This window comes from Rhodococcus sp. F64268 (assembly GCF_023015605.1).
GTDB lineage: Bacteria > Actinomycetota > Actinomycetes > Mycobacteriales > Mycobacteriaceae > Rhodococcus.
The window spans coordinates 427644-452768 of record NZ_JALKAI010000002.1 but is presented as its reverse complement, the minus strand read 5'-3'; the positions used below and the strand labels follow the sequence as shown (position 1 = coordinate 452768).

Here is a 25125-nt window from a genome sequence, read left to right as displayed (position 1 = left end):
CGATAACGATCGGATCGCGACTCGGGGGAGAGCGCGGGTGGGAGGCTAGTGTCAGCGGATTCGGGACCTGACGGACATCGCGGGGGCAACGCCTCGCTCGACGGTTTCCCTCTCTCCACCGCCCAACGGGGCATCTGGTTCGCGCAGCACCTACTCGGCGATGTGCCGCTGACGATCGCCCAGTACCTCGACGTCCACGGCGAATTCGACCCCGAGATCTTCGCCGACGCAGGCGCAGAAGCCGCTCGCGAGATCGGTACGGGCATGCTGCGGCTCTACGAGATCGACGGCGAGCCGCTCCAAGCCATCGACGACACCCTCCACGACCGGGCCACGATCCTCGATCTCCGCGGCGAGGACGACCCCGAGGCGGCCGCGATCGAGTGGATCCGCGCCGAGTGGGTCGCACCGCTCGACATGCTCCGCGACCGGCTCATCGTGTGCGCTGTCCTCCGTGTCGCCGAGCAGCGACATTTCATCTACACCCGTATTCATCACATCGCCCTCGACGGCTTCGGCGCGATGACCTTCAGTAATCGCACAGCCGAGCGCTACACCGCGGTGGTCGAAGGCCGCGACCCCGAGCCGTTCGGCGTGAGCGCGCTACCCGACATCGTGGAGGACGAAGCCCGCTATCGCTCGTCGACCCGGTTCGACTCCGACCGCAACCACTGGGCCGAGCGCATCCGCAACCTCCCGCACCCCATCAGCCTCGCCGGTCGCGCGGCCCCCGTGGGTTCGCACCCGGTGCGGTGGAGTGCTCCGCTACCCGACCGCGTGGCCGAGGCCGTCGACCGGTTGCTCGTCGAACACGAACGCACCACGTTCGCGACGGTGGTCGTCGCGGCATTCGGAGCGTTCCTGTCGCGGGTGACGGGCGAACGTGAAGTGGTGCTGAGCCTGCCCGTCTCCGCACGCACCACCGCGAAACTGCGCCGGTCCGGCGGCATGGTCTCCAATGTCGTCCCGATCCGGATGACGGTGGGGCCCGACGACACCGCCGCCGATCTCATGCGTCGTGTGCAGCTCGAGCTGACAGGGGCATTGCGTCATCAGCGGTACCGGCACGAGGACATGCGCCGCGACACCGGGTACGGCAGTGCCGACCGCGGATTCTTCGGGCCCGCTGTGAACATCATGATGTTCCAGGGGCATGTCCGCCTCGGCGACGCGATCGGCAAGCTGCACGTGCTCAGCACCGGCCCTGTCGAGGATCTTTCGCTCAACATCTATCCGAGCGACGCCGACGATCCCGCGCACATCGACCTCGAGGCCAACCCGAATCTGTATTCGCGAGCGGAACTGCGTTCGCATCACGCACGTTTCGTGGAGTTCCTCGACGGTTTCGTCTCGACGGCCGGTCCGGTGGGAGCCCTCGATGTGTTGCACGACGACGAGCGCGCCGCACTCGTTCCCGCGCACGGGCCGTCCACCCGCCCGGTGCGGCATCTGCGCGATCTGCTCGCCGACGGTGTCGCGTGCAATCCCGACGGTCCCGCGATCATCGACGGTGCCAGGACCCTGACCTATTCCGAGCTCGATCGGCACGCCGACCTACTGGCCGGGGTGCTGAGTGCCGCAGGCGCCGGACCCGAGGTTTTCGTCGCGCTGAGCATGGACCGCAGCGCGGAGGCCATCATCGCGATGTGGGCGGTGGCGAAGACCGGGGCGGCGTTCGTGCCGATCGATCCGGCGCTGCCCGCCGAGCGCGTCGCCTACATGGTGCGCGATTCCGGTGTGCGACTGGGGCTTACCGTGCGTGCACGGATCGGCGGGCTCCCGGAAGGACCACGCTGGATCGCAGTCGACGATCCGATCACGGCCGAGGAGTCCGCGGCCTCGTTCGTTCCGCCGCCGCTGCACCCCGACCACGCGGCCTACATGATCTACACGTCCGGTTCGACGGGAACACCGAAGGGCGTCGTCGTCGGTCACACCGGGCTCGCGACGTTCGCGGCCGAGGCGCGGCCGGAGCTGGGCCTGACGGCGCAGTCGCGGATGCTGCGGTTCTCGTCGGCGAGTTTCGACGCGTCGATCTTCGAGATGCTGCAGGCGTTCAGCGCGGGCGCCGCAATGGTCGTAGCCCCCGCCGACGTGCTCGGCGGAGACGACCTCGCCGAGGTGCTGCGCCGTCACCGCGTCACGCACATCGTGTCGGCGCCGACGGTGCTCACCACCGTCGACCCCGCTGGACTCGACGATCTCGAGGCCGTTGTGGTGGGTGGCGACGTGTGCACCCCCGATCTCGTCGCCCGTTTCGGCGACACGTGCCGTTTCGTCAACAGCTACGGGCCCACCGAGACCACCATCATCGTCACCGCAGGTGAACCATTGACCGTGGGCGCACCGATCACGATCGGCCGCCCGATCGACGGTGTCACGGCCGTCGTCCTCGACCGCAGGCTCCGGCCGGTCCCGGTCGGCTTCGTCGGCGAGCTCTACATCGGCGGCGCCGGCCTCGCGCGGGGTTACCTGAATCGTCCGGGGCAGACCGCAGATCGGTTCGTGGCGAACCCGTTCGACCCCGGCACGCGTCTGTACCGTACGGGCGACGAGGTGCGCTGGACCGCCGATCACGAACTCGACTTCGTGGGACGATCCGACTTCCAGGTCAAGATCCGCGGCTTCCGTATCGAACTCGGCGAGATCGACGCGGCGTTGCGTGCCCTCGACGGTGTGGAGTACGCGGTCACCGTCGTCCACGATGCGGGGCATTCCGTCGTCCCCGTCTCCTACGTGCTGATGGAGCCCGGAGCCCTGTTCGACGCCGAGTCGCTCATCCGCGGCGTGGAACGGACCTTGCCGTCGCACATGGTGCCCGCGTCCGTCGTCGAACTCGACGAAGTGCCTGTCACTCTGGCCGGCAAGCTCGACCGTGCCGCGTTGCCTGCACCGAGGTTCGCGTCGGCCGAGTTCCTCGCTCCCATCACCGACACCGAGCGCCTGCTGACCGAAGTGGCGCAGGGTCTTCTCGATGCCGAACGCGTAGGTGCCGACGATTCGCTGTTCGCGCTCGGCGCCGACAGTATCGTCGCGATGCAGTTCGCGGCCCGCGCGAAGGATGTGGGCCTGTACATCACGGCGCGGCAGATCTTCGAGCACAAGACGATTGCGGCGCTGGCGAGGGCTGCGTCGGTGGTGTCGGACGACTCGGTGTTGCGTGAACTCGACGGCGGGGGTGTCGGTCCGGTACCGCTCACCCCGATCGTGCACGAAATGCTCGGCCGCGGAGACTATTCGACGTTCGCTCAGGCAGTGCTGGTAACCACCCCGGTCGACCTGACCCACGATCAGCTCACCGCCGCGGTCACCGCAGTCCTCGGCCGCCACGACATCTTGCGCTCGGTATTCACCGCCGAGACGTGGCAGGTCCCGGAGGGAATACCCGAGGGTGCGGTGGCGATCGAGCGGATCACCGTTCCGGACGCGGAGTCGATCGGCGACCTCGTCGACGCCCGATGTGACTCGGCTGCACAGCGTCTCGACCCCTCCAGCGGCGTGATGCTGCAGTGCGTGTGGTTCGACGCCGCGCAAGGGCACGGCCGGCTGCTGCTCGTGGCGCACCACCTCGTCATCGACGGCGTGTCGTGGCGCGTGCTGCTGCCCGACCTCGCGCAAGCGTGGATGCAGATCGTAGCGAACACCGAACCTGTATCGGCCGAGGGCGGAACCTCCTATCGCCGGTGGGCGTACGCGTTGCAGTCCGATGCCCGCGACGGCATACACGCCGACGAACTCGGATTCTGGCAGCGCACCCTCGATGCAGTGACGCCGCTTCCGGGAATCGGTGAACTCGACCCGCAGGTGGACACACTCGCGACCACCGAGCGCGTACGGGTGGACCTCGACCCCGACACCACGGCCGCGGTCCTCACACGGCTGCCCGGCGTGTTCCGTTCGGGCACGGCCGACGGCCTCGTCGCCGCGCTCGCGCTGGCGCTGTCGAGGTACGACCGCGCGGTGCCGATCATGCTCGAAGGCCACGGCCGAGATCGTGAGGGTGCCGATCTCGCGCGCACCGTCGGCTGGTTCACCAGTGTCTATCCGGTGCGTCCGGCCGTACCCGAGTCGGTCGATCTCGTCGAGGCGTTCGCAGGCGGCCCCGCCGCGGGCGCGGTGATCAAAGCGGTCAAAGAGGCGCTCGCAGCCGCCCCGAATCATGGTGTGGGATACGGCATCCTTCGGCATCTCGACGACGAGACGCGCCCCGTCCTCGCCGCGTCGCGCGTTCCGCAGATCGGGTTCAACTACCTCGGACGCCTGACCTCCGGACATATTCCCGAGGCGATCCGCGACATCGGCTGGGTGCCCGCGGCGGTCGATCTCGACCCGACGCGCACTTCGCAGCTCGCGGTGTCCGCGGCCGTCGATATCAATGCCATGGTGGTGGACGGCCCCGACGGGCCTCACCTGACCGCGACCTTCGCGTACGTGCCGCGGGTGGTGCAGGCGGAGTTCGTCACCGACCTCGCGACCCGCTGGCGCACCGCTCTCGAAGCCCTTGCCGCGCATGTGGAGGGTCCCGGAGCAGGCGGTCTGACGCCGTCCGACGTGCCACTGGTATCGGTGCGGCAGCATCAGATCGAACGGTGGGAGTCCGAATACCCAGGTGTGCAGGATATCTGGCCCCTACCACCGCTGCAGTCGGGACTGCTGTTCCACTCGCAGCTCGCTGCCGGGTCGCTCGACGTCTACGTCGCTCAGCTCACCCTGAACCTCACCGGCAGCATTGACGCGGCACGACTGCGCACTTCGATCGAGACCGTGGTCGCCCGGCACGCCAACCTGCGCACCGCGTTCGTCCACGACGAGACCGGAGTGCCTGCCCAGCTCGTGCTCGACCGCGTCGACGTTCCGTGGCGTGAGGTCGAGGCGGACGCGGATGCTCTTGCCGCAGTGCTTGATTCGGAACGCACATCGCCGTTCGACAGTGCGCATCCGCCACTGTTGCGGGCCGTGCTCGTGCGTACCGGTGCGGACGCCGTGCTGGTGCTGACCAACCACCACCTCGTCCTCGACGGCTGGTCGATGCCGCTGCTCGTGCGAGAAGTGCTCTCCTGCTACGTCTCACCCGATGCGCTCGCCGATCCGGTGCCCTACCGCGACTACCTGCGGTGGTGGAACGCCCAGGACCACAACCGGTCGCTGCAGGCGTGGGGCGATGCACTGTCGGGGCTCACCGACCCCACGTTGGTCGCCCCGCATGCCGGGGAGGTGCTCGACGTCGATCCCGAGCAGATCGACGTCGAACTGCCCGCGTGGCTCCGCACGGGCCTCGTCGCCCGCCGCGACACCGATGTCACCGTCAACACCCTGGTGCAGACGGCATGGGCGCTCGTTCTCGGACGCGTACTGGGCCGCGACGACGTCGTGTTCGGCGCCACCGTCTCGGGGCGCCCGGCCGAACTGCCCGGTGTGGAGTCCATGCTCGGCCTGTTCATCAACACCCTGCCGGTGCGGGTCCGGCTCGACGAGGCCGACACCGTCGTCGACCTGCTCCGGCGCGTGCAGGACGACCAGGTCGCAATGCTGGAGCATCACCACGTCGGACTCGGCGCGATCCAGGAGCGCGTCGGCGCAGGAACCCTCTTCGACACGCTGACCGTCTTCGAGTCGTACCCCGTCGACCGTGCAGGTTTCGACGAGACCACCGATCTCGCCGGGATGCACGTGACGGACATCGATGCCCGCGACGCCACGCACTATCCGATCACCGTGATGGCGATCCTCGAACCCACCCTGCGGTTGAGCGTGCGTTTCCGCACCGACCTGTTCGATCGCGCCACCGTCGAACGGCTCGTGCAGCGACTGCTCGGCGTACTCGAAACCTTCGTCGCGCATCCCGACACGCACATCCGCGATGTCGACGTATTCGTGCCCGGCGAACTCGGCGTGATCGCGAACTTCGAGCGCGGCGAGATGGTCGCGCTTCCCGCCAGGACACTTCCCGACCTCCTCTGCGAGCAGTCGGAACGCACCCCCGACGGCACCGCGGTCGTCGTCGACGGCGGCGCAGTATTGAGCTACGGAGCGTTCGCGGGACGCGTGCACCGGGTCGCGCGGGCGCTGATCGCCGACGGAATCGGTTCCGGAGATCTCGTGGCCGTCGCGATGCCGCGGTCGCTCGACCAGCTCGTGGCGATCCACGCCGTCGTCACCGCAGGCGCGGCCTACATCCCCATCGATCCCGACCAGCCTGAGCAGCGCACCAGGCACGTCCTCGACACGGCACGTCCCGCTCGTGTGCTCGACGCGCTGCCCGACGCACTGTCGTTCTCCGACAGCGTGGTCACCGACGCCGATCGCCGTCGTCCCCTGCACCCCGACGACCTCGCATATGTGTTGTTCACCTCTGGCTCCACCGGCCGGCCCAAGGGCGTGGCGATCTCGCACCGCAGCATCGTCAACCGGCTGCAATGGATGCAGGGTCGATACCCGCTGACGGGCGACGACGTCGTTCTGCAGAAAACACCTGCGACCTTCGACGTGTCGGTCTGGGAGTTGTTCTGGCCACTGCTCACCGGTGCCGCCGTGGTGCTCGCAACCCCGGACGGGCACCGCGACCCTCGCTACCTGTCGCGAGTGATCGCCGAACATCATGTCACCACAGTGCATTTCGTTCCGTCGATGCTCGAGGTCTTCCTCGCGGAAGGTGACCTGCCGCGGTGCGGTGCCCTGCGACAGATCTTCACCAGCGGTGAGGCACTGACCGCGGCGAGCGTGTCGCAGGTGGCCGAGGCGCTCGCCGTGCCCGTGCACAACCTGTACGGACCGACCGAAGCGGCCGTCGATGTCACCGCCCACGAGACGGTGCCCGGCGAAACCCCGGTCCCTATCGGTACGCCTGTATGGAATACGTCGGTGCGGGTGCTCGACCGGCGCATGCGTCCCGTGCCCATCGGAGTCGAAGGCGAGCTCTATCTCGGTGGCGTACAGCTCGCGGCCGGCTACTACGGTGCCCCAGGGCTGACGGCGGAACGGTTCGTCGCCGCCCCCGCGGGCAACGGGCGCCTGTACCGTACGGGCGACCTGGTCCGGTGGCGCGCCGACGGGGCCCTCGAGTACGTCGGCCGCAGCGACTTCCAGGTCAAGCTTCGAGGCCAGCGCATCGAACTCGGCGAGATCGAAGCCGTACTGCTCGAGCCCGACACCGTGACCCAGGCCGTCGTCGTGTTGCATCGCGACGCCGCCGCCGGTGAACACCTCGTCGCGTACGTGGTGGGCGACCGTGATGCGGCTCTCGCACACGCCGAGTCGCGGCTCCCACGACACATGGTCCCGACCCTCGCCGTGTCCCTCGATGCGATGCCGGTCACCGCCAACGGCAAACTCGACCGGAAGGCCCTGCCGGAACCCGAATTCGGATCCGCCGAGCATGTCGCACCGGCGTCGGGTACCGAACACGTCGTCGCCGCGGTGATCGCCGAAGTCGTCGGCCACGACCGTGTCGGAGCGACGACGAGCTTCTTCGACCTCGGTGGCAACTCGCTCACCGCGACCCGGCTCCTCGCCCGGCTCGACGACCACTTCGGCACCCGCCTGCAGGTACGCGACCTGTTCGACAATCCCACGGTCGCAGGGCTGGCCCGAACCATCGACGGCCGCCGCGACGAACAGCGGAGGCAGCCGGCCCCGCGACCACGCCCTCAGCGGATCCCGCTGTCGCCCGCGCAAGCGCGCATGTGGTTCGTCAACCGTTTCGACCCCGCATCCGGCGCCTACAACGTCGCGGTCGCATTGCGGCTCACCGGTGTCCTCGACGAGGAAGCGCTGCGCGCCGCCGTGATCGACATCGCCGGACGCCACGAGACGCTGCGCACCCGCTACCCCGACTCCGGCGACGGCCCGTACCAGCAGATCCTGCCCGTCTCCGAGACCGGACGGGTGCCGGCGATCGAGCCACTCGACGGCCCGCTCGACGAGAGACTGCGCGCGGTGGTGGGACGCGGCTTCGACGTCACTGCCGCGCCGCCCGTCGCACTGACGGTGCTGCGCGAGAGCAGCGCCGACGGCGCAATCGTCGACAGCCACGTGCTCGTGCTGGTGGTGCACCACATCGCCATCGACGGGTGGTCCATGCAGGCACTCGCCCGAGACCTCGTCGCGGCCTACGGCACCCGAGTCCTCGGTAACGCCCCTACCTGGGAGCCCCTGCCCGTCCAGTACGCAGACTTCGCCATCTGGCAACATGACCTACTCGGCGACGTCGACGACCCCGACTCGCTCGGTGCCCGTCAACTCGGCTTCTGGCGCGACACTCTCGCCGGTGCGCCCGAGGTGTCCGACGTCCCCACCGACCGCCGTCGTCCCGCGGTCCCGTCGTTCCGCGGCGGCACCGTGTCGGCCGAACTCGACCCGCAGCTGTACTCGCAACTCGACGAACTCGCGCGCGAGCGCGGTGCGTCGCTGTTCATGGTGCTGCACGCCGCACTCGCGGTGCTGCTGGCCCGGCTGAGCGGCACCGGCGACATCACCATCGGCACACCGGTCGCCGGGCGCGGACAGTCGAACCTCGACGATGTCATCGGCATGTTCGTCAACACGCTTCCGCTGCGCGTGTCGGTGGCCTCCGGCGAGTCGTTCACCGATGTGCTTGCGCGGGTACGCGATGTCGACCTCGCGGCCTATGCACATGCGGATCTGCCGTTCGAGCGGCTCGTCGACGCCCTGGGCACGGCACGGGCCACCTCACACCACCCGGTGTTCCAGACCGTCCTGGCACTCGAAGTGCCGCGTCCGACCTCCGTGTCGCTACCCGGTCTCGAAATCGAAGTTCTTCCCGTCGATTTCGGTATCGCCAAGTTCGATCTGGAATTCGCGGTCACCGAGCACGACGACCACGCGACCGTTGCGTTGACGTTCGCACGCGACCTGTTCGACGACCGCACCGCAGCCGTGATGCTGGAGCGGTATGTACGCGTGCTCTCCGGTGCCGCGGCCGACCCGCAGTCGGCAGTGGGCGACGTCGAGCTGCTGACGGACGACGAACGCATCACTCTGATGCAGGCCCCGGAATCCGCCCCCTACCGGCCCCTGCCCGTCCTGTTCGCCGATGCCGCCTCCGACCCCGAGGTACTCGCCCTCGTCTCCGGCTCCGAAACCGTGACCTACCGCGAACTGGATCGGCGCTCGAACATCCTCGCCCGCAACCTCATCGAAGCCGGGGCAGCGCCTGGATCGGTCGTCGCGGTCGCACTGCCGCGGTCGGTGGAGTCGGTGATCGCATTGTGGGCCGTCGCCAAAACCGGTGCCGTATTCCTGCCCGTCGACCCCGGCTATCCCGCTGCGCGTATCGAGCACATGTTCACCGACTCCGGTGCGCGCCTGGGTGTGGCCGCCACGGCGCTGCCCGGCGACGTCGCCTGGGTGTCACCACATTCCAGCGGAGACGATCGGCCGATCTCCGATCGCGTGCCGCGCCCGGACGAGGCCGCCTACCTGATCTATACCTCCGGGTCGACGGGTGTGCCCAAGGGCGTCGTCGTCACTCACCGCGGGCTCGCCGCCTTCGTCGCCGAGCAGCAACGCCACTATCGGGCGCAACCCGGTGACCGGGTCGCAGTGTTCGCATCGCCGAGTTTCGATGCGTCGCTACTCGAGATCTTCATGGCCATCGGTGGACGAGCAACACTCCAGTTGGTCCCCTCCGACGTCTACGGCGGCACCGAACTCGAAGAACACCTCACGGGTGTGACTCACCTCTTCCTCACCCCCGCTGCCCTCGCGACATTGAACCCCGCACGCCTCGAACATGTTCGAGTCGTGGTTGTCGGCGGCGAAGCATGCGAACCATCGCTCGTCGAGCAGTGGGCACCGGGACGCGAGATGTTCAACGCCTACGGCCCGACCGAGTCGACCATCATGGCCACCCACTTCGGACCGATGACGCCGGGTGCGCCCGTGCGAATCGGCCGGCCTGTGCTCGGCACCGGCGTGGTGGTGCTCGACACGCGGCTGCGTCCCGTCCCCGCAGGAGTCCCCGGGGAGCTCTACGTGTACGGCGCCGGTCTCGCCCGCGGCTACCACGATCAGGCCGCGCTCACCGCATCCCGATTCGTCGCGAACCCGCTGCACGGTGGACTCATGTACCGCACCGGCGACCTCGTCCGCCAGGTCGATGGCCACCTCGATTACCTGGGGCGCACCGACTTCCAGGTGAAGGTGCGTGGTCACCGCATCGAACTGTCGGAGATCGACGCGGTGCTCGCCGGCCATCCCGGGGTCGATGCAGCGGTGACCGTGTCGCATGAGGCGACCGGCACCCTCGTGTCGTACGTGACCGGACGGGTCGATCCGGCCGAGCTGTCCGTGCATGCCGCGCACGTGCTGCCCGCATACATGGTGCCGTCGTCGATCACCGTCGTAGACGCTTTCCCCCGCACGGGCGCAGGCAAGATCGACACCCGCGCGCTCCCCGAACCTGTCTTCGCCGCATCCGAGTTCGTCGAACCGCGCAGCGCGGAGGAAGTGCGGGTCGCCGAGGTGTACGCCGAGATCCTCGGCGTCGACCGGGTCGGTGCGCACGACGACTTCTTCGCACTCGGCGGCAACTCGCTGTCGGCGACGCGGGTGATCGCGCGGCTCGACTCGTCGTTGGGTGTGCGCGCGCTCTTCGAGAACCCCACGGTCGCGGCGCTCGCGGTCGCCGTCCGCGAAGGCACCCCGGATCAGCGCCCGCCACTGACCGCAGGTACACGGCCCGAGCACATCCCGCTCTCGCCCGCGCAACAGCGGATGTGGCTGATCAACCGGTTCGATCCCGCATCACCGCTCTACAACATTCCCGTCGTGGTGCGCCTGACCGGTCGCCTCGACGTCGATGCGCTCCAGGCAGCGGTCGACGATGTCGTGCAGCGGCACGAGATCCTCCGCACCCTCTTCCCCATAGCCGAATGTCACCCCGAGTCAGTCCAACTGACCGAAGGTGACATTCGGCCATCACGGCATGGGGCGCTACCGCATCAGGTGGTGCTCGACGCCGCACCGCTCGACCTCACCCCGCGCGCAGCCACCGCCGACACGGTGCGCGACGAGATCGCCGCCGTCGCCGGTCACGGGTTCGACGTCACCGACGAGACCCCCGCTCGCGGAGCACTGCTCCAGCTCGCCGACGACGAGCACATCCTCGTCGTCGTGGTGCACCACATCGCCGCCGACGGCGCCTCGACGATGCCGCTCGCCCGCGACATACTCGTCGCCTACCAGGCGCGACTGTCCGGAACGGAACCCGCGTGGGCCCCCCTCGCCGTGCAGTACGCCGATTACGCGCTGTGGCAACGTGCCTTGCTCGGCGACCCCTCGGACCCCGCATCGATCTCGGCGCGCCAACTCGCGTACTGGACCGACACGCTCGCCGACAAGCCCGCGGTGCTCGATCTACCCGCCGACCGCCCGCGACCCGCCGTTGCCTCACAGCGCGGTGCCCGCACCGAATTCCGCATCCGCCCCGACACCGTGCACGCGCTCGACAACCTGGCCCGAAGCCACGGCGCGACCCGCTTCATGGTGCTGCACGCGGCGCTCGCCGTGCTGCTCGGCAGGCTCGGATCCACCGACGACATCAGCATCGGCACGCCCATCGCCGGGCGCGGAGACGCCGCACTCGACGATCTCGTCGGCATGTTCGTGGGGACCCTCGCGCTGCGCACCCGCATCGACCCGGCGACCGGGTTCGCCGAGTTCCTCGAACAGGTCCGCGACATCGATCTCGCCGCATTCGGCCATGCCGACGTGCCGTTCGAGGAGATCGTCGACGCCGTCGACCCCGTCCGTTCACAGGCGCATGCACCGCTGTTCCAGGTGTCGCTGTCGTTGCAGAACCAGGGCACCGGAACCCTCGAGCTACCCGGCCTCACGGTCGAGCCCCTCGACCCCGGCATCGACGTCGCCAAGGTCGATCTCGAATTCACCGTCCGTGATGGCGACGACGAGTCGCTTGCCGGATCGCTCACCTACGCGACAGACCTGTTCGACGAAGACACCGCCGCGACTCTCGCCGAGCGGTGGACACGACTGCTCGGTGCGATCGCGTCCGAGCCGACCCTCGCAGTGGGCGACCTGCCGGTACTCGACGATGCAGAGACCTCGCGCGCGCTCGCTCACGCGGTGCCCGCCGCATTGCCCCCGCAGACGCTGCCGCAGATCTTCGCTGCCGGCGTGACCGCCAATCCCGACGGCATCGCTGCCACCGATGGCGTCCGGCGTCTCACGTACACCGAACTCGACCGCGATTCCACCCGCCTGGCGCACAAACTGACCGCGCACGGTGCTGGACCGGAAACCGTAGTGGCACTGTCGTTCCCACGCTCGATCGACGCGATCGTGGCGTTGTGGGCGGTCGTGAAGACCGGAGCGATGTTCGTACCGATCGATCCGGCGCTGCCTACGGCACGCATCGAATACCTGCTGGCCGACTCGGACGCGAACATCGGGCTCGGCACCGGACCGTCCGGCATCCCATGGCTGTCGGTCGACGCAGAAGACCAGCCCGAAACCCCACTCGCACCGGCAATCACGGCACTGTCCGCGGCATACATGATCTACACCTCGGGCTCCACCGGCACCCCCAAGGGCGTCGTGGTCACCCACCGCGGTCTGGCTGCGTTCACGGCCGGGCACCGACCGGAACTCGGCCTCGACACGGCATCGCGGCTGCTGCGCTTCTCGTCGTCGAGCTTCGACGCATCGGTGTTCGAACAGATCGCCGCGTTTTCCGCCGGTGCCACCATGGTGGTCGCGCCCCCGGAGATCGTCGGCGGCGCCGAGCTCACCGACCTGCTCGCACGCGAGCGCGTCACACATATCCTCACCGCGCCCGCAGCCCTCGGCACCCTCACCGCCGGCGACTTGCCCGAACTCGAAGCTGTGGTCGTGGGCGGCGACGTGTGCCCTCCCGAACTCGTCGGACGATTCGGCCCGGCCTGCCGGTTCTTCAACAGCTACGGTCCCACCGAAACCACCATCATCATCACCGCCACCGAAGCGCTGTTGCCGGGCGACAAGATCACCATCGGCACACCGATCGAAGGTTCCGGCGCCGTGGTGCTCGACAACCGGCTCCGGCCCGTGCCGGACGGTGTCATCGGTGAGCTGTACCTGTCCGGGGCAGGCCTCGCGCGCGGCTACCACCGCCGCCCTGCCCAGACCGCGTCCCGATTCGTCGCGAATCCGTTCACCGGCGAACTCATGTATCGCACCGGCGACCTCGTGCGACGCACCACCACCGGCGAACTCGACTTCGTCGGCCGCAGCGACGCGCAGGTCCAGGTCCGTGGCCTACGCATCGAACTCGGCGAGATCGAATCCGCCCTCACCCGCAGTGACGACGTCGCACAGGCTGTCGTCGTCGTGCATTCCGACCCGCACACCGGCGACCGGATCATCGGATACACAGTGCCCGCGACCGGCGCCGCCGTCGATCCGCATCAGATCCGCGACCGACTCGCTGACGAACTGCCCGCCTACATGGTGCCCGCGCAGATCCTCGTCCTCGACACTCTGCCGATCACCGCGCACGGCAAGCTCGACCAGAAAGCCCTCCCCGTCCCCGGTATCGAAGCCCGAGCCTTCCGTGCGCCCGAGAGCCCCGTCGAGCAGACCGTCGCCGCCGTCTACGCCGACCTGCTCGGCACCGCGCGCGTGGGGCTCGACGACGACTTCTTCGAACTCGGCGGCAACTCGCTCATCGCCACCCAGCTCGTCGCTCGCCTCGGCACGGCACTCGACACCACGGTGCCTGTGCGTGCCGTGTTCGAGAACCCGACGGTGAGTGCGCTCGCCGCAGTGGTGGCGGGCAGCGCCGGGGAGGGTGCGCGGCCGGTACTGGTGAAATATGACCGGCCCGAACATATCCCGCTGTCGTTGGCGCAGCAGCGGATGTGGTTCCTCAACCGGTTCGATCCCGATTCGACGGCGTACAACCTGCCCATGGCCCTGCACGTGCGCGGCGGCCTCGACGTCGACGCGTTGCGGGCAGCGATCACACATGTCGTGGAGCGCCACGAAACCCTGCGCACTGTCTACCCCGAGACGGAGGATGGTCCGCAGCAGCTCATCCTTCCGGTGGAGCAGGCGGTCCCCGGGTTGGATATCGCACGCCCCGGCGAGGATTCGATGTTCGCTGCCGTGGTCGATTTCGTCGTCCAACCGTTCGACGTCACCGCCGCGGTACCTCTGCGGACACGACTGTTCGAGCGCGCCGACGGTGACCACATCTTCGCGATGGCGGTGCACCACATCGCCGCCGACGGCTCGTCGATGGCACCCTTCGTCCGCGATCTCCTCGTCGCCTACAGCGCGGCGGTTGCAGGGGACACTCCGGCGTGGAGCCCGCTCGACGTCCAATACGCCGATTACACCCTGTGGCAGCGACACGTACTCGGCGACGAAAACGACCCCGATTCGGTGTTGACCCGGCAGCTCGACTTCTGGCGCCGCACGCTGGACGGCCTGCCAGACCTGCTGCAATTACCTACCGATCGTCCGCGTCCGGCAGCGCAGTCGTACGAGGGCGCGCAGATCGAGTTCTCGATCGACGGGGCGCTGCATGCGCGCCTCGTCGAGCTCGCTCGTGCCCACCACGCGACACCGTTCATGGTGGTGCATGCCGCCCTCGCTGTGCTCCTGTCTCGCCTGTCGGGTACCGACGACATCGCGGTGGGCACCCCCATCGCGGGTCGCGGTGAGCCCGCACTCGACGATCTCGTCGGCATGTTCGTCAACACCCTCGTGCTCCGCGCCGATGTGCAGGCGGACTCGTCGTTCACCGACCTGCTCGCTGCGGTCCGGGAGAGCGATCTGCAGGCGTTCGCCCACGCCGACGTCCCGTTCGAGCGGCTCGTCGAAGTGTTGGATCCGCCGCGCTCGACCGCGCGGCACCCGCTCTTCCAGGTTGGATTCTCGTTCCAGAATGTGGCCCCGACCTCCATCGAGCTGCCGGGACTGAGCGTTTCTCCCGTTGAGCTCGAGCACCGCACATCGCAGTTCGATCTGCACTGGATCGTCCAGGACGAGTACGACAAGGCGGGTGCCGCTGCCGGCATGTCGGGATTCGTCACCTACGCGTCGGCGCTGTTCGACGAGGCCAGCGTGACCGTCTTCGCCGGCCGGTTCGTGCGCCTGCTCGAAGCTCTCGTCGCGAATCCGGCCGCTGCGGTGGGCGACCTGCAGATCATTTCCGACACCGAACGTCGTCGGATCATCCACGACTTCAACGACTCCGACCACGACGTTGCGCCGGCAACGTTGGTGTCACTGTTCGATGCGCAGGTTGCTGCCACCCCCGACGCGCTCGCCCTCGACGCACCGGACACGCAGCTGACCTACATCGAATTCGACGCGCGCGTCAACCGGCTGGCCCGCCGCCTCATCGCTGCGGGTGTCGGGCCGGAGTCCGTCGTGGCGCTCGGCATGCGTCGCTCCGTCGAACTCGTCGTGGGCATGTATGCGGTCGTGAAGGCCGGCGGCGCCTACCTGCCGCTCGACCCGGACCAACCCGCCGACCGCACGGCCTACATCCTCGACACCGCAGCACCCGTCTGTGTGCTCACCACCGACGACACGTTCGACACCCGAACACACCCGGTGCTGCACGTCGACGAACGCAGCGATCTTCCGGCGACACCCGTCGCCGACAACGAACGTGTCGCGCCACTGAGACCCGATCACACCGCCTACGTGATCTTCACATCGGGTTCGACAGGCCGCCCCAAGGGTGTCGCGGTGTCGCACTCCGCGATCGCCAACCAATTGCAGTGGAAGCGTGAACAGTTCGGGCTCGGCCCCGGCGACGCGGTGCTCCTCGCCACCGCGGCCACGTTCGACCTGTCGGTGTGGCAGTTCTGGTCTGCGCTCGTCTCCGGGGCGCGGCTCGTCATCGCCGAACCCGACGGCCACCGCGACCCCGCCTACCTTGCGGCACTGATGGACGACTCCGCGGTGACGACCCTGCACGCAGTTCCGTCGATGCTCGAAGCACTCACAGCTCGAGGTGAGTTACCCGCATCGTTGCGTCGTGTACTCGCGATCGGTGAGGCCCTGCCGCCCGATCTCGCGCAGCGCATCCGAAGCACAGCGCCCGAGCCCACACTGTCGAACCTGTACGGCCCCACCGAAGCCACCGTGTCGGTGACCTGGCACGACGTCACGGACGACGACACCGCCACCGTGTCGATCGGCGGACCCGAATGGAACACGCGCCTGTACGTCCTGGACGAACGATTCCAGGTGGTACCGGTCGGAGTGCCGGGTGAGCTGTACCTCGCGGGCGCACAGTTGGCGCGCGGCTACATCGGACGCGCCGATCTGACCGCGGACCACTTCGTCGCAAATCCGTTCACTCCGGGAACACGGATGTACCGTACCGGCGACCTCGTGACCTGGACCGACAAGGGAACCCTCGAGTACCTGGGCCGCACCGACTTCCAGGTGAAGGTGCGCGGGTTCCGTATCGAACTCGGGGAGATCGAGACCGCGCTGCGCAACGAGAGCACCGTGGCCCAGGCCGTGGTCGTCGCCCACCGCGATCCGCGGCTCGGTGAGCAACTCGTGGCATACGTCGTGGGAGACCGGACCCTCGCCACGGATGTCCTGAAGAAGGCGCTGGGCTCCCGACTTCCGACCTACATGGTGCCGTCGGCCTGGGTGGTGCTCGACGCGCTGCCGCTCAACGTCAACGGCAAGGTCGACCGACGTGCCCTGCCCGCGCCGACCCTCGACACGACACCGTTCCGGGCGCCATCCACACCCGTCGAGCAGATCGTCGCCGGCGTGTACGGCGACGTACTCGGGCTCGACCGCGTGGGCGTCGATGACGACTTCTTCGCGCTCGGCGGCAACTCGCTGAGCGCCACCCGGGTCACGGCACGTCTGGGTGCCGAACTGGGCACCACCGTCCCGGTGCGGGTGTTGTTCGAGCACCCGACGGTCGAAAACCTCGCCGTCGCAGTCCTGGAACAGACCGCGGGTGGAGAACGACGCCCGCTCGTGGCGGGGGAACGTCCCGAACTGGTGCCGTTGTCGCCGGCACAGCAACGGATGTGGTTTATCAACCGGTTCGTTCCGGACTCGGCTGCCTACAACATCCCCGCGGCGATCAGACTCACCGGCGAGCTGGACGTCGACGCGCTACGCGGCGCTGTCGGCGATCTCGTTGCACGCCACGAGATCCTGCGGACCGTCTACCCCGAGATCGACGGTGCCGGAGTGCAGGTCATCAGGCCTGTCTCCGAGTTCACCCTCGATCTCATCGAGGAGGACGTCGAACCGGGCAGGGCGATCGAGGTCGTCACCGGCGTCATCCGGTCTGGGTTCGACGTGACCGCGGACGTACCCGTCCGCGCACGCCTGCTCCGCGTGGGTGAGTGCGAGTTCGTCCTCGTCGTCGTCGTGCACCACATCGCCGCCGACGGTTTCTCGATCGGGCCGATGCTCCGCGACGTCATGGTCGCGTACGCGGCCAGGTCGACCGGAGAAGCCCCGGCCTGGGCGCCGCTCGACGTGCAGTACGCCGACTACAGTCTGTGGCAACGCGACATACTCGGCTCCGAAGACGATCCGACGAGCGTCATCTCGCGGCAGATCGACTACTGGACGGGCGCCCTCGACGGCGTCCCCGACGTCCTCGAACTACCGGCCGATCGTGCGCGACCGGCCGTGGCGTCGTACCGCGGCGCAACCCACCGCATCGGACTCGATGCCTCGACTCACCGGGGCCTGCTCGATCTGGCTCGAAGCAGGAACGCAACGCTGTTCATGGTGCTGCACAGCGCTCTGAGCGCTGAGCTCGCGTGGCTGAGTGCCACCGACGACATCGTGGTAGGCACCCCCGTCGCCGGCCGTGGCGACCAGGCGCTCGACGACCTCATCGGCATGTTCGTCAACACCCTCGTGCTCCGCACCCGCGTCGACCCCGACGAGACGTTCTCGACATTGCTGTCGCGTTCCCGAGACATCGCCCTCGGCGCCTTCGCACACGCAGACGTGCCGTTCGAGCGACTCGTCGAGGTTCTCGACCCGCCCCGGTCTCAGGCACGGAACCCGCTGTTCCAGGTGATGCTCACTCTCCAGAACATGGAGCGCCGCCACTTCGAGCTCGGCGACGTCCGGATCGAGCCGATCGACGCAGACCTCGGTGAAGCCAAGGTCGACCTGCAGATCACCGCGGTCGAGCAGTTCGACGACGACGGCGCACCCGCGGGCATCGATGCGGCCTGGACGTATGCGACAGACCTGTTCGACGACTCGACCGTCGTGTCGTTCGCAGAGCGCTTCACATGGCTCCTGTCCGCGATCGTCGCCGATCCGGATCTGCAGGTGAGGGCGCTGCCGCTACTCGACGATGCCGAGCGGGCCCGAGTATTGGCGCTCGGAGTCGGCCCGGACGTCGCTGCGGGCGAAGAGGTTGCAGTCATCGACTGGGAGGCAACCGCAGTCACTTCGGTGGGCCTGTCCTTGTCCCGGGGCGAATTCGACGAGCGTGTCGCGGGGCTGGCCCGCGCTCTGATCGCGCGTGGCGTCGGCCCGGAGACACGTGTCGCGGTGCACATGGAGCGCAGTATCGACCTGCTCGTCGGCATCCACGCGATCCTGCAGGCCGGTGGCGCGTACGTCCCGCTCGACCCCGACCACCCGGCCGAACGTATCGCGCACATCGTCGAGACCGCGAAACCTGTTCTCGCGCTCGTCCGCTCCTCCACGACCGAACTGCCGATTCCGATGCTCGAGGTCGATTCCGTCGGTGCCTCCAACGACACATCACCGATCACCGACGGCGACCGGCTTGCACCGCTGCGCCCAGATCACCTCGCGTATGTGCTGTTCACCTCAGGGTCGACGGGCAGGCCCAAGGGCGTCGCCGTCACCCATCGCGCGCTGAACACCCAGCTCGACTGGATGCAGCACACACTCGGGCTGACCTGCGACGACGTGATCTTGTGGAAGACACCCGTCACCTTCGACGCATCCGTGTGGGAATTGCTGCTGGCCACACGCATCGGCGCGCGCCTGGTGGTGGCAGACTCCGAGGGCCACGCCGACCCTGCGTATCTCGCGTCGGTGATTGCCGCGGAGAAGGTGACCGTCGCGCAGTTCGTGCCGTCGGTACTCGACCTCGTCGTCGACGAGGATCCCGGAGGGTCTCTGCAGCAAGTGTTCTCGGGTGGTGAGACCCTACGCTCCGCTACCGCCGAACGAGTCCGTGATGTGCTCGGCGCGCAGATCCACAACCTGTACGGCCCGACGGAAACCACGATCCAGGTCGCTCACCGGGCAGGGACATCCCGTGCGGGGCGCAGCGTACCGATCGGCACGGCGGTCGCAGGTACGACCTTGCTGGTGCTCGATGCGCGTCTGCAGCCTGTTCCTGTCGGTGTGCGCGGCGAACTCTACGTCGCGGGGCCGCAGGTGGCGCGCGGCTACGAGAACGCCACCGGCCAGACAGCGTCGCGTTTCGTCGCCGACCCCTACAGCGCAAGCGGCACACGGATGTATCGCACAGGCGACGTCGTGCGCTGGACGACGGCGGGAGAACTCGAATACCTGGGCCGCAGCGACCATCAGATCAAACTGCGTGGCCTACGCATCGAAATCGGCGAAATCGAAACAGTGCTGCAGGCGCTGGACACGGTCGCGGCGGCGGCAGTCGCGGTCGTCTCGGATCGGCTCGTCGGCTATATCGTCCCCGCTTCCGGTTCGGACGTGAACGTCGAGTCCGTCCGTGATTCCCTTGCAGACCGGTTGCCGTCGTACATGATTCCCGACGTCGTCGTCGCACTCGAGGCGATGCCGCTCAACACCTCCGGCAAACTCGACCGCAGGGCACTTCCGGAGCCGGAATTCGAGACGCGGGAGTTCCGGGCACCGGTGACGCCGACCGAAGAGATCGTGGCGTCCGTGTTCGGTGCCGTGCTGGGCGTCGAACGTGTCGGCGTCGATGACGGATTCTTCGAGCTCGGCGGCAACTCCCTCAGTGCGACGCAAGTCGCATCCCGAGTGGGTGCGGCAGTGGATGCGCGGGTGCCCGTGCGGATGCTGTTCGAGTCGCCGACGGTGGTCGCCCTCGCTGCTTCGGTCGACGAGCTTGCTCGTTCCAGCGATGTGGCTGCGCTCGAGCCCCAGCTGCGAGTTGGCCGGATTCCGCTGTCGACGGCACAGACCCGGATGTGGTTCCTCAACCGGTTCGACCCGGAATCTGCAGTGAACAACATTCCTGCCGCCATCCGTTTGTCGGGGGCACTCGATGTCGACGCGTTGTCGCAGGCCATCGATGATGTGATCGAACGGCACGAGATTCTGCGTACCTACTATCCCGAGATCGACGGAATCGGCAGCCAGGTCGTGCTGCCCGCGGTCGACCGGCAGCTCGGTCTGACGGCCGATGCTGTAGCGGAGACCGATCTGCTGAGTGCGGTCGCTCGCGAGGTGAGTGCCGGTTTCGATGTGACGCTCGCGCCGCCGGTTCGCGTGAAGTTGCTCCGGGTCGCGGACGCCGAGCATGTACTGGTGGTGGTCGTGCATCACATTGCAGCCGACGGGTTCTCGATGGGCCCGTTATCACGGGATGTGATGGTGGCGTATGCGTCTCGCGTCATCGGTCAGGCTCCGTCGTGGGAGCCGCTCGAAGTGCAGTACGCGGACTACGCGATATGGCAGCGGCAGGTTCTCGGGTCCGAAGCCGATGAGGGATCGGTGTTGTCGCGGCAGTTGGCGTACTGGTCCGATCAGTTGGCGGGGGCGCCGGATGTGATCGAGTTGCCTGCGGATCGTCCGCGCCCGGCTGTTGCGTCGTATCGCGGTGCGTCGCATGACTTTACCTTGACTGCGTCGCTGACTTCGAGCCTCGAAACCGTCGCGCGTGCACACGGTGTCACGCCGTTCATGGTCGTGCACGCTGCTCTTGCGGTGCTGCTCGCGCGGTTGTCGGGGACCGGCGACATCGTGATCGGTACCCCCGTGGCGGGTCGCGGTGAGCGTGCGCTGGACGATCTGATCGGGATGTTCGTCAACACATTGGCGTTGCGGACGCAGGTCGAGGGCGGGGAGTCGTTCGACGAGTTGTTGTCTCGGGTGCGAGATGTGGACCTCGGTGCATTCGGGCACGCAGATGTCCCGTTCGAGCGGCTGGTCGAGGTCCTTGATCCCGTTAGGACGACCGCGTGGAATCCGTTGTTCCAGGTGATGCTCACGTTCCAGAACTTCGCACCCACGAGTTTCGAGTTGCCAGGGCTGACGTTGACTGCCGTCGAGGCCGATACTCACCTTGCGAAGTTCGATCTGCAGGTCACGATGTCGGAGCTATCCGACGGCGGATTCGCTGTGTCGTTCACGTATGCGACGGACCTGTTCGACGAATCGACGATCGTGTCGGCTGTCGAACGTTTCACCCGGGTGTTGACGGCCGTGGTCGAAGACCCGCGTGTGGTGGTCGGTGATGTCGACATCCTGACCGCAGACGAACGTGCTCGATCGCTGGATTCCGGTAGGGGTGAGGATGTCCCGGCGTCCGGATTCGTTGTTCCAGATCTCGTCGGACAACGTGCCGAGGGTTCGTCCCGCGCGATGGCGATTGTCGGCGTCGACTCGGCACTGACGTACGGTGAGTTCGGCCGCCGGGTGGCAGGTCTTGCGCGTCATCTGATTTCGTGGGGTGTCGGGCCTGATACGCGCGTGGCGGTGGCGATGAGTCGGTCCGCGGAGATGGTCGTGGCGATCCATGCGGTGCTCGCTGCCGGTGGCGCATATGTGCCGATCGATCCAGAACAGCCGCAGGACCGGATCGCGTACGTACTCGACATCGCCGACCCACTCCTCGTGCTGATTTCGTCGAATGAAGCCATCGAGACCGATCGCGCCGTGGTGTGTACGGACACTCTCGACGTGTCCGAATACTCGACCGCAATAGTGTCCGATACTGACCGCCGTGCTCCGTTGCGTCCCGAGAATGCCGCGTATGTGTTGTTCACGTCGGGCTCGACCGGTCGGCCGAAGGGCGTCACGGTGTCCCACGGCGCGGTGGTGAACCAACTGCTGTGGATGCAATCGAAGTTCGGTGTCGATGCTTCGGATTCGGTGTTCTTGAAGACCCCGGCGACGTTCGATGCGTCGGTGTGGGAGCTGCTGTTGCCTGTCGTATCCGGTGCTCGGATGGTGATCGCCGGTCCTGAAGGTCATCGTGACCCCGGGTATCTGGCCGGTGTGTTGACTTCGGGTGAGGTGACGATCGCGCAGTTCGTGCCGTCGGTGCTCGATGCGGTACTCGATGTCGTGGACGAGCCAACCGATGCGCTGCGGTTGGTGTTCTCCGGTGGCGAGGCGTTGTCCGGCACGACTGCGCGGCGGGCGCGGATCTCGCTCGGGGCAGATGTCCACAACCTGTACGGGCCGACGGAATCGACAATCCAGGTCACGCATCGACTCAGTGTCGAGGGAGACGCTGGGATCGTCCCGATCGGTGAGCCGGTGTCGAATACCCAGGTGTTCGTTCTCGATGACCGTCTGCAGTTCGTCCCCGTGGGTGTCCCAGGCGAGCTCTACGTCGCGGGTACACAGGTGGCTCGCGGATATGTCGATTCGCGGCTGACGGCCGACCGGTTCGTGGCGAATCCGTTCGGTGGTGCCGGCGACCGCATGTATCGCACGGGTGATCTGGTGCGGTGGAGTCGTGCCGGTGAGCTCGAGTTTGTGGGTCGCAATGATCAGCAGGTCAAGCTGCGTGGTCAGCGTATCGAGCTCGGTGAGATCGAGGCTGTGTTGCGTGGTCTCGACGGTGTTGCCGCGGGTGCGGTTGCGGTCTGGTCGGACCGGTTGGTCGGCTACGTCGTTTTGTCGGGTGGTCCGGATGGTTCGGATCTGCGGGATGCGATGAGCGCGGTGCTGCCGTCGTACATGGTGCCGTCGCAGTTCGTCGTCCTCGAGTCGTTGCCGCTCAACGCGTCCGGAAAGCTGGACCGGAAGGCGTTGCCGGAGCCGATGTTCGAGACCCGTGAGTTCCGGGCTCCGGTGACGGAGACCGAGCTGATCGTGGCGTCGGTGTTCGCGGATGTGCTCGGGGCTGAATCGGTCGGTCTCGACGACGACTTCTTCGCGCTCGGCGGTACGTCCCTCGTCGCGACGAGGCTCGTCTCACGCCTGCGCGCGGAGCTGGACACTCAGGTGCCCTTGCAGTGGCTGTTCCAGGAGTTGACCGTCGAAGGCTTCGCCCGCTTGATCGCCGAGGGTTCCGGTACGAGCATGTCGGACGCGCTCCGTCCGGTGTTGCCGCTGCGCGCACAGGGCTCGGGCACACCGTTGTTCTGTGTGCATCCGATCGTCGGTTTGTCGTGGTGCTACACCGGCTTGTCACAGGAACTCGACATCGACCTCTATGGTCTGCAGACGCCGGCCGGTACCGAAGCCGACTTCGCGCCCGCCACCCTCGACGAACTCGCCGCGCGATACGTCGAAGAACTTCGCGGCGTGCAGCCGCACGGGCCCTACCGGCTGCTCGGCTGGTCGCTCGGTGGTGTGATCGCGCATGCCATGGCAGTGCAGTTGCAGGCCTCAGGGGAATCTGTGGAGCACCTCGTATTGCTCGACAGTTTCGTGAACGGCTCGTCCGCGCCGACCGCCGGTGAACGGGCGACGGTATCGATGGCCGACCTCCTGGCAGGTTTCGGCTTCGACGACAGTGCGCCGCAGGATGTCACTGACCTCGTCGCGACTGTTGCAGAGCTGACCGGCAACGCCGTCGACGACACCGAGCCGATGGTGCAGCGACTGATCGCCACCGCAGAACACAACTCGATGTTGCTCAGTGAGCACCGGCCCGGTGTGTTCGACGGAGACGTCCTCTACTTCACCGCTTCTGCCGACGGACGATCTGGAGCCACAGACTGGGCAGACGCGGTCACGGGCGAGATCCATGATCATTCAGTGCCCGTGACGCATTGGCACATGACTTCGCCCGAGGCCCTTGCTGTCGTCGGTCCGACGGTGCGTAGAGTCATCGAACTGCACCCGACTACCGATAAGGGCGAATCCACTACATGAATGAGTACGTTCTGCGCCGAGCAGCGTTGTGCGCTGCGGTCGCGTTCGCCCTGGTTGTCCCTGCCGTGCCTGCGTCCGCCGAACCCGCGGCCCACGTGGACAGCGTCGAGCAGGTCGACGATCGGCGCTCGGACATGCTCGTGTATTCGCCGTCGATGGACAGGAACATTCCCCTGCAGGTCATCAAGCCTGCAGATACATCTGTTCCGCGCCCGACGCTGTACTTGCTCAACGGTGCAGGCGGCGGCGAGGACGGCGCCAACTGGCTCAACCAGACCAAGATTCTCGAGTTCCTCGCCGACAAGAACGTCAACGTCGTCATCCCCGCCGAGGGAATGTTCACGTATTACACCGACTGGATCAAAGAAGATCCGGTCGTCGGCGTGGCCAAGTGGGAGACGTTCCTGACCGAGGAACTGCCCCCGGTGATCGACGACGCGCTGGGCACAACGGGCGTCAACGCGATCGCGGGTTTGTCGATGGCCGCGACGTCGGTGCTGTCCCTCGCGATCCACGCTCCCGACCTCTACCGAGGTGTCGCGTCGTACAGCGGGTGCGCGCAGACCAGCGACCCGCTGGGGCAGACCTATCTGAGGTCGGTGATCGAGGGGATGGGGGAGACCGACGCGACGAACATGTGGGGTCCCTATGACGGGGAAGGCTGGGTCGCGCACGACCCGACCGTCAACGCGGAAGGCCTACGCGGCCTCTCCCTCTACATCTCGAACGGAACGGGTCTGCCCGGGCCGTACGAGAATCCGGAACTTCCGCGGACGCCGCAGTCGCCGCCGCTACTCGACCAGGTCCTGGTCGGCGGCGTGATCGAGGCCGCCACGAATATCTGCACGCATCGACTCCAGGAACGGTTGGAGGAACTCGACATCCCCGCAACCTTCCACTTCCGGCCCGACGGTACGCACTCGTGGGGGTACTGGGAAGACGAACTTCAGCGCTCCTGGCCGCAGCTCGCGGCGTCGATGGAGCTGTGATCGTCCAGTGCGCCCGAATCCGGTCGTCCACATGGGGGCTGTACGGAAGTTGTCCACAGGGACGGCATTCGTACACAGAATCCGCGATTTCCCGGAACGGGGCTGGTGCCGG

At 67.3% G+C, this 25125-nt stretch carries 2 protein-coding genes; both read left to right on the top strand.

The features are described from left to right. The first annotated feature begins 48 nt into the window (after positions 1–48). The gene (locus MWU77_RS06480; protein WP_247273212.1) at positions 49–24024 is read left to right on the top strand and encodes a non-ribosomal peptide synthetase; all 23976 of its coding nucleotides are present in this window, start codon (positions 49–51) and stop codon (positions 24022–24024) included. Continuing rightward, entirely contained in the window at positions 24021–25013 is a 993-nt protein-coding gene (locus MWU77_RS06475) for an alpha/beta hydrolase family protein (protein ID WP_247273211.1), read from the top strand. The genes MWU77_RS06480 and MWU77_RS06475 overlap by 4 nt, the downstream gene beginning before the upstream one ends. The last annotated feature ends 112 nt before the right edge of the window (positions 25014–25125 follow it).

Bases quoted from the DNA above. Each gene is read 5' to 3' on its own strand.
- MWU77_RS06475 (WP_247273211.1), top strand. From the start codon at position 24,021: ATGAATGAGTACGTTCTGCGCCGAGCAGCGTTGTGCGCTGCGGTCGCG.